The sequence below is a fragment of the Dyadobacter pollutisoli genome, assembly GCF_026625565.1.
GTDB classification, from domain to species: Bacteria; Bacteroidota; Bacteroidia; order Cytophagales; family Spirosomataceae; genus Dyadobacter; species Dyadobacter pollutisoli.
In genome coordinates this window covers 5,458,816-5,472,076 of the sequence record NZ_CP112998.1, presented here as the reverse complement: position 1 = coordinate 5,472,076, position 13,261 = coordinate 5,458,816, and the positions used below count along the sequence as shown (strand labels likewise).

The following is a 13,261-nucleotide window of genomic DNA, read 5'->3' as shown; positions in this document are numbered from 1 at the left end:
GCTACAATTTACGATGTTCCAGGCTAACTGACGCAGAAATTAACGTTACCCACTTCGTCAATTGCGAATTATTAATGAATATTGCCAGGTAATTTCCGAACATAAAATCATGCGAGCAGCCAGCTTCCTTTGTCTCTTACTCCTTTCGTTTTCATCATCTTTTGCACAGGGAGGTTTTAAAGTAGTTCCGCTCGGTGTGAAAGGTGGAAATATGGATGGCAATATGTCGGCGTATATGGTCGCGCCTGCTAATTCGAACGATTATGTGTGTTTTGATGGTGGTAGTGTGAGCCAGGGAATTGAAAAGGCGATCGCAAATGGAGTTTTCAATGTGAAACCTGACATTGTTTTGAAACAATACCTCAAAGCCTACCTGATCTCGCACCCGCACCTCGATCATTTGTCTGGAATGATCATTAACTCCATTGATGACACTGCCAAGAATATTTATGGGTTTGACAAATGCATTGAAGTGATCAAGAATCATTATTTCAACTGGCAGAGCTGGCCCAATATGGGAAGTGACGGTAATGCGCCGGTTTTGAGAAAATACAGATATAATGTCTTGACCGAGGAAGTACATACCCCAATTGACAACACGCAAATGGTCATGAAAGCTTACAAACTAAGCCATTCTAATCCTTACGAAAGTGCTGCTTTTCTGATTTCTAACAATGGGAACCATATCCTTTATTTTGGAGATACCGGATCCGATGATGTGGAAGGAACAGGCAAAATGAAAGTGGTCTGGAATGCAGTAGCGCCGTTAGTAAAGTCCAAAAAGCTGAAAGGGGTATTTTTAGAAGTATCATATCCCAATGAGCAACCTGATAAAAAACTATACGGACATCTGACTCCCAAATGGTTTATGAAAGAATTAAATCGGCTTGCTGAACTGAGCGGATTGGAAAATGTAACAGGCCTAAATGTGATCGTAACGCACATTAAGCCAACAGGCAACAACGAAGAGACGATTAAAAAGCAGCTTAGATCAGCTAATTCACTAGGAGTAAATCTGATATTTCCCGTGCAAGGTGTAGCCTTTGAACTCAAATAAAAATGGCCCGGAGGTTAAATCCGGGCCATTTTCTTAAAATATCTTGCCTTGTGCAGTACTTTTCGGATCCGCCGGAATTTTCAAACCGGTCCCCAGTTCATCGTTAAACTTTTTAATGAGGTAGGCTGACAAAAGCGGCGAAGCTTCCTCATGGTTTTGATGGACAAAGAAGTAGATGTTTTGAATTCCTTCATTTACCCAAAGTTTCAGGCGCTCAAACCAATCGTCCAGCCTCGTATAGTCGGAATCTACATTGGCTCCATTGTAACGTATGAAGGCAGTTGGGGTGGTGAGGCGCATATGGAGCAGGTCACGACGACCGGCAGAATCGGTAACAATGTGCGTGATGTTTTTCCTTTCCAGCAAATCGTAAAGGTCGTCGCTATTCCAGGTGCCGTCGTACCAGCCGGTATGCCTTAGTTCCAGCGCCAGTGGGAAGCCTGAGGGCCATTCTTCAAGATAGGCTTTCAATGCTTCCCAGTTTTTTGGGCCAAAATTGTCCGGCAACTGCAGAAACAGCATACCCAGCTTTTCTTGCAAATTCGCAATGCCATCCAGATAAATGTCTGTTTGCTCCTTTGCTTCTTTCAGCCGTTTCCAGTGACTGATACCCTGATGCAGTTTTGGGAAAAACTTGAATCCTGCCGGCGTTTTATTGTACCAGCCTTCGATGGTTTCTACCGGGAAGTTATTGTAAAACGTCGCATTTAGCTCGATACTGTTGAATTGGGTCGCGTAATAAGCGAGTTCGTCCTTGGTACCTTTGGGATAAAAACTTTTAAGATCTGCCTTGTTCCACTTAGCGCAACCAATGTAAATATTCGGCTTACCTTCCGGCTTTGCGGCTTCCAAAAGTTTTTTGTTGGCCGACGGATCGGGAGGTAAGGTAAAATCAATATGATCTGGGTCATCAACTTTTCCGAATTTCATGGTTGTCGAGTTAAGTGGTTTAGTAAATCTAAAGGCTATTATCTTCCGAAGTCATCCTGCACCCTTACAATATCGTCTTCATCGGATGGGTTGCTAGGATCGGTATGCTGCCAGATTTCTGCAACAAAGCCCCACTCATCAACACCAACCAAACGGTGACGTTCTCCTTTTTTCAAATTAATGACAGTGCCGATAGGTAGTTGCTTTAATTCCGTTTCTTCATCTGTATCGCTGATAACGATTCCCGCTTTTCCGCCAATTACTTTCCAGATTTCCGCACGACGGTGATGATATTGCCACGATAGACGCTTATTAGGTGCTACTACCAATATTTTTGGGCTTAGTTTTTCATATCCGGCAAAGTCTTCCAGCGAGAGGTGAGGGAAAAATGTGGAGATAAACTTCGGAGCTTCACTTTCTTCCAAAACAAAAAAACCACCCCACGGACGGGAATGATCCTTACTTACCACTGTGAACCCTTGTTCGTCTATAAACTGCTGGACTTTTGCAAAAACAACATCCTTATCGGCTGTCGCTGTAAATGACTGTATCATATTGGAATGGATAATGAGTAGAAATGGCGTGAGTTTCAAAATTAGGATAAAAAACAAAAAGATGCCCCAAAATATTCAGGACATCTTTTGAATTATATCTACTAATTTATACTATTTGTCCCACCAAACTTTGGTAGTAAACTCGTCCGGCAATGTTGCGCCGGTTTGATAATTTGGATTTCCTGCTAATTCGTTAGTAGGGTATCTAAGTCTTACAGGGATGGTTCCCCCCGTTACGTTACCTGGATAATTGGTCGGTGTCAGTTTAGGAAACCCTGTTCTTCTCCAGTCCGACCATGCTTCCCACCAGTTAAAGAACTTGTTCACCCATAGCTGCTCTCCGATCATTTCCAATGCAGGTTTGGTCACGCCATAAGGGTAAGTCGTAAGATAAGAAGTTACGGCTGCATCGGAAACAGTCAATGAAGCATCATAAGGTGTATACATTTGCATCGATGCCTTCACACCAGCATCATAATGCGACTTGGCAGTTCCAGCAATACCTGTGCCGATTTTTCTCTCAATGGCTTCAGCAAGTAGTAACTCCACTTCTCCATAGTTCATGATCATGTATGGATCAGAATCCTGTAACATTTTTACATTAATGCGGGAATACGTTTTGGGTAATATAACTGCCTGTCCTTCCAGCTTGTCTAGCATCGCCTGGTCGAAGCCATTCGGCATACCTTTCTGTTTCAGAGGATCAACGGTGATTGGTGTGTAGCCGGCCGCAGTCCAATCGCCGATTCCGCCACTAATGATCATCAAACGTGGATCATCGTCGGCAACACTGGCAGCATTGGTTCCTTTCAGAAAGTCAACCAACTTGGCGCTCAGATATGCAGGCTGTCCGCCGTCCCCTGGATCGAATGCGCGTGAGATACCATTCTGGTTCACCCATTCGCTTGGTCCGTCGGCCATTGCCACCCACACATTGTCAGCATTGCTTGCAAATACGCCTCCCGCCGCTGCTTTGGTCACATAAGTTGCAGCTTTGGTTGCATCTACATTGGAAATACGCATAGCGAGACGCAACATCAGGGAATAACCAAATTTCTTCCACTTCGCAATATCACCTTTATAGAGGAAATCGGCTGCGGCAAAACCTTCATCCCCATTTGAAGCGCTCAGCGCCGAGGAAGCTTCATCCAGTTCTTTCAGCAGATCGGCGTAAACGACATCCTGGGAATCGTATTTCGGGAAGAAAATACCTTCCGTACCCTTATTGGCTTCGGAGTAGGGGATATTGCCGTAAAAGTCAGTCACACGGGCGAAGCTGAAAGCACGAAGAATACGTGCTGCCTGACGCATATTCAGATATTTACCTTCCGCAAATCCACCAGGGCCTGACTGTTTCAGGATTTCGGCGATATTTTTCAATTGATCATTGTATGTAAAATCGAATGGCGCAGCATTGGTTTCCGCATTCACCGTGTATTTGTCGCCCGGAGCAATGCCGCCACCTGCATTAGCCAGCTGCTGGATCGCATAGGCGCACATACCGATGTTGGTACGCCAGTCGATGTAACGGTTATCGCCTGTTGTACCGTTGGAAGCAATACCAAGTTCCGCCGATGTGAAGATCAGGTTCAGATTTACCTGGTTCAGCGCCTGCGGGTTAATGTTCAAGTCGTGCAGCTGATTCGTGTCGCAGCCCGACGCAAGCACAACAGCCAAACTATATTTTAAGTATTTAGTCAAATTTTTCATGTCAGGATAATTAGAATGTTGCTCTCAAGTTGAAACCGTAACTGCGTGTCGATGGGAAACCGAAATAGTCAAACCCTTGCGAGTTTCCGTTAGAGTAGGTTGATTCGGGATCTACGTTATCGATGTTTTTGAACAGGATAGCGAGGTTACGACCTACGAACGAAATGCTCAGGTTTTGCAGCGGGGTTTTCTCGAGTAGTCTTTTTGGTACTGTGTAGCCTACCGTCAATTGTCTCAATTTGATAAAAGAAGCATCGTAAAGGAACATTGGCGTTACCGCGTCAGCCTCGCCACCGACAGACTGCCAGTAGTCATAAGCTTCTCGTGGGGAAAGGGTTTTGGTGAACGGTTTATATACTGTACCCTCCTGAGTTACCCCTGTAACGGTCAGCGGAGCTTCACCATCTCTTCCTTGCAGCGATTGCTGGCTCACACCCCATTGGGTCAGGCGCATATTGGTTCCCGAAAGAATATCTCCACCCCATTTGAAGTCAACAAGGAATGAAAGATCGAAGCCTTTGTAGTTGAATGAGTTGGTCAAACCACCCGTAAGTTTCGCAATACCGTTGCCAATGATCTCATACCCGGCCGATCCAACAGGACGACCATCGCTGTAAAATACGGGCTGACCGTCTGGTGACAGTTTCTGAACACGTCCGGTGATCATACCGAATGGCTGTCCCACGATGTTTTTAATGTAAGAGTTACGGGTACGAGGCTCGTCCATCACCAGCTCGTTTGTGCCTTCAATCAGCGCTTTAACCTTGTTGTTGTTTTTTGCGAGATTCAAACTGATGTCCCAGTTCAGTGTGCTGCTTTTAAGCGGAGTAGCAGTTAGCAACAACTCTATACCTTTGTTTTGCATCTTGCCAAGATTTACAGAAGTACTCCCAAAGCCGCTGGCGCGGGAAATGGTTGCGTTCAGGATATCGTCCGTGGTCTGCTGATCATAGTAAGTGAAATCGACGCCCAGTTTGTTGTTGAATACGCGGAAGTCGATACCAAATTCTGTTTCAGTTACGGTCAATGGTTTCAGGTTCGGATTTGGAATATTACCGCCGTTGCCCATTGCCTGTGAGAATGATGCCATCGGATAGCCCATGTGTGGGTTACCGTTCAACGAGTAAGTCAGGTTAGTTGAGTAAGCGTCAATAGTAGCATTACCTACCTGCGCCCATGAAGCTCTCACCTTTCCGTATGACAGCCAAGAAGGAAGGCCCTTTATTGCATCGGAGAATACAAAGCTGGTTCCGATAGACGGGTAAAGGATACTGTTAGTCTCAGGGTTCAAAACTGAGAACCAGTCATTACGGGCGGTGGCGTTCAGGAAAAGATAGCCGTCATAAGAAAATTCAGCCGATCCCAGTAGTGAATTGATGCCGCTTTCCCGGAAGTCGTAGTCCCACGATTTACCCTTAACATTGTTCAGGGCAGGGAAGAATTGAACATTGAAACCATTACCATAAGCGTTCACAAAATCGTATTTTCTTCTCATGCGGTTACCACCGGCAAAAGCGTTGATACCAATTTTCCCGAAGTCTTTGTTAAATCCGACGGTATATTCTGCATTAAGTTCCTGCACATTCCAGGTGCCCATGCTTCTTGCGCCACCACGCTGATAACCAGTTCCTTCCGGTGTAAGGCCTTCGGCACGGCGCTGGTATTTGTCAAGACCTACGCGTCCCTGAATATAGAGCCAGTCGGTAAGCTGGTATTTCAATGCGCCGGAACTGATGAAGCGGTTCTTTTTGTCGGTTTTAATAAACTGATAAGATACCCAGTAAGGGTTCTGGCCCCAGTTATTGCTTGCTTGCTGGAATTCTTCACCTACCTGTTTTCCGAAAATACTCAGGCTGTTCGCGTCGGTTCCGGCAGGGATTGCGCCTGGTTTGTTAGGATCGCCATAGTAGTCAAGGACATTATAGCTGCCGGGAGTACGCCACAGCGCCTGGATCGCGTTACCAGGTGAATCGGAAACATTCGGGCGGTTTTTTGCTTTTTCTTCTGAATAAAGCACTTTTGCATCCAATGTCAGCCTTTTACCGAATTTAGCATTGGTCGACAACGATAGGTTAATCCTGTCGTAACCGGAGTTAGGAATAATGGTGGTGCTGTTGAGGTTGGTTACCGACGCTCTGAAACTTTGTGTTTCGTTTCCGCCCGATAGTGCAAGGTTATTGGTGAAGGCGTGTCCTGTTTTGTAAAAACGAGAAAAATTGTCGCCCTGGTAGGCATATGGGCGCATTTTTCCGTCGAAGCCCAAGAACTGGCTATTGTCATATTTGGGCCCCCATGAATCGTCACCCCATTCGTAAGCCTGTGTCTGGCTTGTTGGTTTCGATGCAACGCCGTTTACGTAGGAGCCTGTGCCATAAGAATGTTGTAAGTCTGATAGGTCATTTAACTTTTCAAATACATAATTTGAGCCAAACTCAATGCCAAGCCCTTTTCTTTTCGTTCCGCGCTTGGTGGTAACGTTAATGACACCATTTGCAGCACGTGAGCCGTAGAGGGCCGCAGCATTCGCGCCTTTCAGCACGACAACCGACTCAATATCGTCAGGGTTGATACTGGAAAGACCATCTCCTTCATCCGAACCGCCCCAAAGGCCGGCCTGACCAAAGTTGTTGTTATCCATTGGGATACCGTCGATTACGTACAACGGCTGGTTGTTACCCTGTAACGATTTATTACCACGAATGATAACCCGTGAAGAGCCTGCCGGACCGGAGGCAATTTTGCTCACGTTCACACCAGCCACCCGTCCAGCAAGGGCATTACCGAGGTTGGATTCGCGCGCTGCGGTCATATTGGCACCGTTTACTTCCGTAATAGAATAAGCCAGCGATCTTTTTTCACGGCTAATACCCAAGGCGGTTACGACTACTTCATTCAGTGCGGTGGCTTCTGCCGCCAGCGCAATGTTCAAAATCGATGCATTGGCTGCTACTTCCTTAGTAACGTAACCAATGTAGCTGAATGTTAAAGTTTTGCCTTTTTCGACCGAGATACTGTAATCTCCTTTGTCATTGGTGGTGGTACCTCTGGTCGTTCCTTTTACCACCACGTTTACTCCGGCTATTTCGCCGCCGGTCGCATCACTTACTTTCCCGGATACTGTCATTTCCTGCGCATAGCCCGGTAGAGCGAGCACAGAGAACAGAACCAACATCTTAATCAGTAAATTTTTTTTCATACACTTTTAAGTCTGGTAATCATTAGGTTAAACAAGGGCATAAGACTAAAATTCGAGTCAAATATACCACCGCTTGATCCATAGTTATATAGTGCTTTTTTATCTAAAAATAACACATTTTTAACCTGGCTTTAATGTTAATATTAAAATTTTTATCTGAAAAGTTTAATTGGAGAGTCTGAGGGCCTATTGATTAAAATTCGAACCCTGCGTGAAATAAAAAAGTGCTATGCAGTATTTTAACCCTTCCTGACTTAATTATCGTTAGCCTCTATACGCAGCTACGCTACCCGACGGATTCGGGGTGTTTCAAATTCAGGTAAGTGAGGTTCTTGTTGATCAGCATGGTTAACGTTTCGCTTGACGAAGCCGAACTGAAACTGTCCTCGGGGGTATTGCAAACATAATTCAGGAGTTTTTCCAGAGTGGAGGTAGCCACGTGCAGCCGGGTGTCGGAAGAGGCGTAATAGATGAACACCGTCCCGTCCTCGTTGAGTATCCATCCATTGCAAAAAACAACATTAGAAACATCGCCGATCCGTTCTTCACCTTCGGGCGCAAGAAAATATCCGCCAGGCTTACAGATCATCTTGGTCAGATCATCGAGATCGGTTAAAAAAAGATACAGAACATAACGCAGGCCGGCAGCGGTACTACGGACGCCATGAGCGAGGTGCAGCCAGCCCTTGGTGGTTTTGATCGGCGTGGGACCCTGACCGTTTTTTAGCTCATAAACCGTATGATATTGCTTTTGGTCAACGATATCTTCTTTTTCAATTTCAGCATTTTCAATGGATCTCGACAACCCCAAAGCAATGCCCCCACCGGTCCCGGCTTCGATAAAACCGTCCTGAGGACGTGTGTAGAAGGCATATTGCCCATTCACAAACTCCGGATGCAGTACTACATTTCGCTGTTGTGGCGACGGCGTTTTAAGATCGGGGAGGCGCTGCCAGGTCTTTAAATCTTTGGTACGGGCGATACCACATTGAGCAATGGCGGCTGACTGGTCTTCTGGTGCGGCGTTGGGATCTCTTCGTTCCGTACAAAAAAGCCCGTAGATCCAGCCGTCCTCGTGTCTGGTAATCCGAATATCGTACACATTTCCGTCAGGTACATCTGTTTCGGGGATTTGCAAGGGGTATTCCCAGAATTTGAAATGATCGATTCCATTCTCGCTTTCGGCCACAGCAAAAAACGACTTGCGATCGTAGCCCTCGACACGGGCCACCACCAAGTACCTTCCATTCAATTTGATCGCCCCTGCATTGAATGTAGAATTGATCCCAAACCGTTTCATTAAAAAAGGATTGGTGTCAGGATTGAGGTCGTATTCCCAAAAGATCGGGACATGTGCGGCCGTAAGTACAGGAAGCTGATAACGGTCATAAATGCCATTTCCATACTCGATAGGGAGGTTTTGCTGCGAAAGTACCCGGTCGTGTTCTGTCTGGATTCTGAGTAACCGCTTTTCGAAAATTTCCATAGTGCTGGTCATTACTGCATTGATCAATGATCGGGGAGCTTCTGATACCATGTTTTCCAAAGTACAAACACACACACCATTAAAACTAGCGCCGTGATTCCGGCGTGGGTGGGCATCATCAGAACTGCGAACACGGGTAACGCTGTAATGGCGGTCTGCGCCGTAACACCCGTTGCTGCATTGAACATGTCCCTTTTGAAATGATGGTCGGGTACAAAATCCGGGTATTCTTCTTTTACAGCCTGTTCAACCGGTTTCCAGAACCCCCAGGGCTGTACCGTTTTGTAAAATTTCTTCAATACTTCGCGGTCGGTGGGCGGGGTAAGTATCGAACCGACTACCGCTCCGACAGTTGAAATCAATAATATCAGGGGGAAATAATACAACGGTAATGTGCCTTTGAAGAGGTAGGGGCAAATGAGTGCACAAACGATCCCGCCAAGCATTCCCCAGAAAAAACCATTGCCATTGAACCGCCACCAGTGCCATTTCAGAACATTGGAGGCGATATAGCCGCCATAAAGCGCCGATACGATCCATTGTAATATACTGTTGACATCTTTGGCCAAAAAACCAAGCAGAATGCTGACCGTTACTACGATGAGGCCGAGCATGTAGTTCATTCGGGTAATTTGCGCATTACTGGCCCCGGGATTGAATGATTTCAGATAAATATCATTAACCATATAGGCCTGAGCAGCATTGAAAGTACCTGCAAATGTTCCCATAAAAGCACCCATTAACCCCACCAGGACAAGCCCGAGCAGGCCGGAAGGAATGTAAGCATTGAGAACGGCGGGAAGTATGCGTTCAAAATCGGTATGCTGAGCATCGGTGAGAGGTAATGTATCATAAAACAGCAGCCCAAGAACGGTAACGCCAATAATCAGAAGATACCGGGTGGGCAGCAGTACCACATTGACAATCATGCTCATCAATGCGGCTTCTCGCGGAGATCTGGTAGATAATATCTTCTGCATGTCGTAATTAGGTGCAGGCCCGGCCAAACTTGCGAGAATGCCTTTGGCTGTCATGAGCGCGAAAAAATACCCAAATGGGGAAAAGTGGTCTTTGTTGATTTTGTCATTCACAGCCGGAATGATACCGGTCCAATCCAGTCCCAGTTCTTTGCCAAAAAACAGATTGGCCCAGCCTTCTGGGACTGGCAGGCTGCCCGCGTCCATTAGTGCGAACATTGCGATTGCGGCTATCGCAATTGAAACAAAAACCATGATCATGTAATGGATCAGGTCGGCCCAGACAATACTCTTCATTCCGCCGAGCAATGAGTAAAAGACGGTGAATAAAGTGAATATAACCCCATAAAAATGAGCAACATATTCGGGGCTGATGGTAAATGGAGCGAACCGGGCAATGTACTGCCATGGAACAAAGATCTCGATGAATTTACCCAACCCTATGAAGCCATAAGCCATAAAGCCGAGGCAGCTTAGTAACGCAAAAGCAATGATGATTTTGTGCGACATCCGGGCATCGTTTTGGTTGCCAAAACGCGTCAGCATCCACTCGGCTCCGGTGGAAACATTAGATCTGCGCAGCCATATCGACAAATAGACCATCATGAAAATCTGATTGAAAACCGGCCACAACCAGGGCAGCCATATGCTTTTGATTCCATAAACAAACATGATCGAAACCATCCAGACCGTACCGGAGATGTCGAACATCCCGGACGCATTGGATACGCCAAGCATCCAGAACGGCATCGATTTCCCGCCTAATAAATAGTCATTCTTACTTCGTCCGGCTTGTTTCTTAAGAATAATCCCGATCGCGGTCACTAGTACCAAATAGGCAAGTATGACCAGGAAATCAATTAGTTGTATCTTCATTAAGGGTTCACAAATTTCAGCGGTTTTTTGCTATTTAATGAAATTTGGATACAATTAACAGATTGGTCCTTCTGAATTGATACAAACATATTTACTATTCGAATGGGGTGTATAATACTATTTTATCAATAACTAGAATTATAAATACTGATTTTATGAATATTGCAGTGATATATTGTTCTTTAAGATGTGTTAATGTCACCAGTTGTTCTTAATTTGCATTATAAGGGCAATTTTTGGTGATAAAGACACATTCGTTGAATAATACATAATCAACGCGTCCTGAATACATTTAAACCTAACTATCTTAGAGAAGTACAGCCTATGAGCGAAATTTACCGCGAAATAACTCCTTTGACGCAGTATGACTGCTTTACTGTTTTTGCAAGGAGAAAGACCATTTTTGACTTCCCGCTTCACAACCACGATGAGTACGAGCTGAATCTGATATTATCGGGTAAGGGTGTAAAGCGTATTATCGGTGACCATACCGAAGTAATTGACGATGCGGAGCTCGTTCTTGTGGGCAACAATCTGCCTCATGGCTGGCTCATGAATGCGTATCAATGGGAGGAAGGGATGCCCGAGGTGCACGAAATCACCGTTCAGTTTCACCGGGACCTGTTTGATGATAAATTTCTCAAACGCAACCAGTTGTTTTTCGTGCGGTCATTGTTGGAGAAGTCGGCCAAAGGGATTTCGTTCTCAAAAGAGACGATCGAGCGTATTATGCCACGACTGAAAGCATTGGCGCAAAAAAGCGGCTTTGATTCGATCCTGGAACTGATGTCGATTTTGCATGATCTGTCAGTGTCGAGAAATATGCGTACGCTTTCCAACAGCACTTTTACGGATGATAATGTCAACTTTAACAGCCGCAGGATCGAGAAAGTCTTTGCGCATATGCGGGACAATTATGACAAGGAGATTAATCTGGAAGGAGTTTCCAGGCTGGCTGGGATGTCGGAGGTTTCCTTTAGCAGGTTTATCAAGAAAAGGACCGGCAAAACCTTCATTGAAAGCCTGAATGAGATAAGGCTGGGCCATGCTTCGAGGTCCCTGATCAATACGACGAATACAGTCTCTGAAATCGCGTATAAATGCGGGTTTAATAATTTGTCCTATTTCAACCGGATATTTAAAACCAAAAACGGATGTACGCCGAAGGAGTTCAGGGATAACTATTCGGGGACGAGGACGTTTGTTTAGCGGGAGAATTTTGAATGAGTGAATGAGTGAATGAGTGAATTTTGAATGCGTGAATATTTAAATAAAAAGAGTTCAAAGTTGGATATTATCTCAACTTTGAACTCTTCCCGACTCAATGATCTTACGATACATTCAGTCATTCACTCAATCACTCATTCAGTCATTGATCACCTATACTTTCAGCATCCATCCAAAGATGTCTTCTTCTTTGCCAGTCCTGAGGTCGGTAAGGTAGGTTTTCACCTTGTTTACAAAGGAATCCTCTTTAATCTCAGGAAGTGGGTAGTCCACACCTTCGTAGGCAATCGTTGCAAACGGAGAGATAACCACAGCTGTTCCTGCTCCGAAAGCTGCTTCGAGGCTACCGTCTTTTAAGCCGTCAATGATCTCTTTTACGCTGATCCTGCGCTCTTCCACGGGGATACCCCAATGTTGTGCGATAGCGACAATGCTTTTCCGGGTAATACCGTCAAGCGTAGTTTCGGAAACATAAGGAGTGACCAGTTTGCCGTCCAGGATGAACATAATGTTCATTGTTCCCGATTCTTCAATGTATGCGTGCTCGCGTGCGTCGGTCCAGATCAACTGGTCGTAGCCTTCCTGCTGAGCAAGCTTGGCTGGATACAATGAGCCGGCATAGTTACCTGCACATTTGGTACCGCCAACGCCACCTTCCGCTGCACGGATATAATGTGTTTCCACTTTCACACGCGGAGGCTTAGCGTAATAGGTGCCTACCGGGCTTGTGAAAATGATAAAGTAGTAAGAGTCAGATGGTTTTACGCCAATGTAAGGATCGGTCGCAAACATGTACGGACGAATATACAGGGAGCATCCTGGTTGTGAAGGCACCCAGCCTGCATCCAGGCGAAGCAGTTCAGTCAGTCCGTTCATGAAAATTTCCTCAGGAATGGTAGGCATGCAAAGGCGCTCAGCCGATTTGTTGAGCCTTTTCCAGTTATCGATCGCGCGGAAAAGAAGAACTTCACCTTCTTCATCCTTGTAGGCTTTCATTCCTTCAAAAATAGCCTGTCCGTAATGTAGCGCCGCTGTTGCCGGGCTTAGCGAAAGGTCACCATAAGGGACAATCCGAAGATCCTGCCATTGGCCTTCACGGTATTCGGCGATGAACATATGGTCGGAGATATTCCGTCCAAAAACGAGATTGTTGAAATCAACCTCTTGCAAGCGGGATTTTGCCGTCTGCTGAACCTCTATTTGTATTGTGTCGGCTGTCATAATGCCAAAAATTTGATTTTCAAAAAC

At 45.6% G+C, this 13,261-nt stretch carries 9 protein-coding genes; 2 read left to right on the top strand and 7 right to left on the bottom strand.

The features are described from left to right. Positions 1-109: 109 nt before the first annotated feature. Positions 110-1,057 carry a 3',5'-cyclic-nucleotide phosphodiesterase gene (locus ON006_RS22255; RefSeq protein WP_244824508.1) on the top strand — a complete coding sequence of 316 codons (948 nt, stop codon included), beginning with the start codon at positions 110-112 and terminating at the stop codon, positions 1,055-1,057. Positions 1,058-1,090: 33 nt separating this feature from the next. On the opposite strand, the gene ON006_RS22250 is transcribed toward ON006_RS22255, so the two are convergent. From ON006_RS22250 to ON006_RS22225, 6 genes are all read right to left on the bottom strand, one after another. Next, positions 1,091-1,987 carry a DUF72 domain-containing protein gene (locus tag ON006_RS22250; protein WP_244824509.1) on the bottom strand — a complete coding sequence of 299 codons (897 nt, stop codon included), beginning with the start codon at positions 1,985-1,987 and terminating at the stop codon, positions 1,091-1,093. Between the two features lie 38 nt (positions 1,988-2,025). Next, positions 2,026-2,541 carry a cupin domain-containing protein gene (locus ON006_RS22245; RefSeq protein WP_244824510.1) on the bottom strand — a complete coding sequence of 172 codons (516 nt, stop codon included), beginning with the start codon at positions 2,539-2,541 and terminating at the stop codon, positions 2,026-2,028. A gap of 111 nt (positions 2,542-2,652) precedes the next feature. Next, positions 2,653-4,251, bottom strand: a complete 1,599-nt coding sequence (locus ON006_RS22240) for a SusD/RagB family nutrient-binding outer membrane lipoprotein (RefSeq protein WP_244824511.1) — start codon at positions 4,249-4,251, stop codon at positions 2,653-2,655. A 10-nt stretch (positions 4,252-4,261) separates the two neighbouring features. Then, on the bottom strand, positions 4,262-7,447 hold the full coding sequence (locus ON006_RS22235; RefSeq protein WP_244824512.1) for a SusC/RagA family TonB-linked outer membrane protein: 3,186 nt from the start codon (positions 7,445-7,447) through the stop codon (positions 4,262-4,264). A gap of 286 nt (positions 7,448-7,733) precedes the next feature. Continuing rightward, positions 7,734-8,984, bottom strand: coding sequence for a glycoside hydrolase family 130 protein (locus ON006_RS22230; protein WP_279680739.1), 1,251 nt, complete (start codon positions 8,982-8,984; stop codon positions 7,734-7,736). Continuing rightward, complete coding sequence (locus tag ON006_RS22225; RefSeq protein ID WP_244824514.1) at positions 8,957-10,786, bottom strand: sodium:solute symporter family protein; 1,830 nt, start codon at positions 10,784-10,786, stop codon at positions 8,957-8,959. The genes ON006_RS22230 and ON006_RS22225 overlap by 28 nt, the downstream gene beginning before the upstream one ends. A gap of 324 nt (positions 10,787-11,110) precedes the next feature. Here ON006_RS22225 and ON006_RS22220 point away from each other — a divergent pair, with 324 nt between their 5' ends. Continuing rightward, positions 11,111-11,995 carry an AraC family transcriptional regulator gene (locus tag ON006_RS22220; protein WP_244824515.1) on the top strand — a complete coding sequence of 295 codons (885 nt, stop codon included), beginning with the start codon at positions 11,111-11,113 and terminating at the stop codon, positions 11,993-11,995. 171 nt (positions 11,996-12,166) lie between these two features. Here the strand turns inward: ON006_RS22220 and ON006_RS22215 are convergent, their stop codons facing one another. Then, positions 12,167-13,234 carry a branched-chain amino acid aminotransferase gene (locus ON006_RS22215; protein ID WP_244824516.1) on the bottom strand — a complete coding sequence of 356 codons (1,068 nt, stop codon included), beginning with the start codon at positions 13,232-13,234 and terminating at the stop codon, positions 12,167-12,169. Between the last annotated feature and the right edge of the window lie 27 nt (positions 13,235-13,261).

Excerpts from the sequence above, each read along its gene's own strand:
- ON006_RS22215 (WP_244824516.1), bottom strand. The coding sequence starts at position 13,234 with ATGACAGCCGACACAATACAAATAGAGGTTCAGCAGACGGCAAAATCC.
- ON006_RS22250 (WP_244824509.1), bottom strand. The coding sequence starts at position 1,987 with ATGAAATTCGGAAAAGTTGATGACCCAGATCATATTGATTTTACCTTA.
- ON006_RS22245 (WP_244824510.1), bottom strand. The coding sequence starts at position 2,541 with ATGATACAGTCATTTACAGCGACAGCCGATAAGGATGTTGTTTTTGCA.
- ON006_RS22255 (WP_244824508.1), top strand. The coding sequence starts at position 110 with ATGCGAGCAGCCAGCTTCCTTTGTCTCTTACTCCTTTCGTTTTCATCA.
- ON006_RS22230 (WP_279680739.1), bottom strand. The coding sequence starts at position 8,984 with ATGGTATCAGAAGCTCCCCGATCATTGATCAATGCAGTAATGACCAGC.
- ON006_RS22235 (WP_244824512.1), bottom strand. The coding sequence starts at position 7,447 with ATGAAAAAAAATTTACTGATTAAGATGTTGGTTCTGTTCTCTGTGCTC.
- ON006_RS22220 (WP_244824515.1), top strand. The coding sequence starts at position 11,111 with ATGAGCGAAATTTACCGCGAAATAACTCCTTTGACGCAGTATGACTGC.
- ON006_RS22240 (WP_244824511.1), bottom strand. The coding sequence starts at position 4,251 with ATGAAAAATTTGACTAAATACTTAAAATATAGTTTGGCTGTTGTGCTT.
- ON006_RS22225 (WP_244824514.1), bottom strand. The coding sequence starts at position 10,786 with ATGAAGATACAACTAATTGATTTCCTGGTCATACTTGCCTATTTGGTA.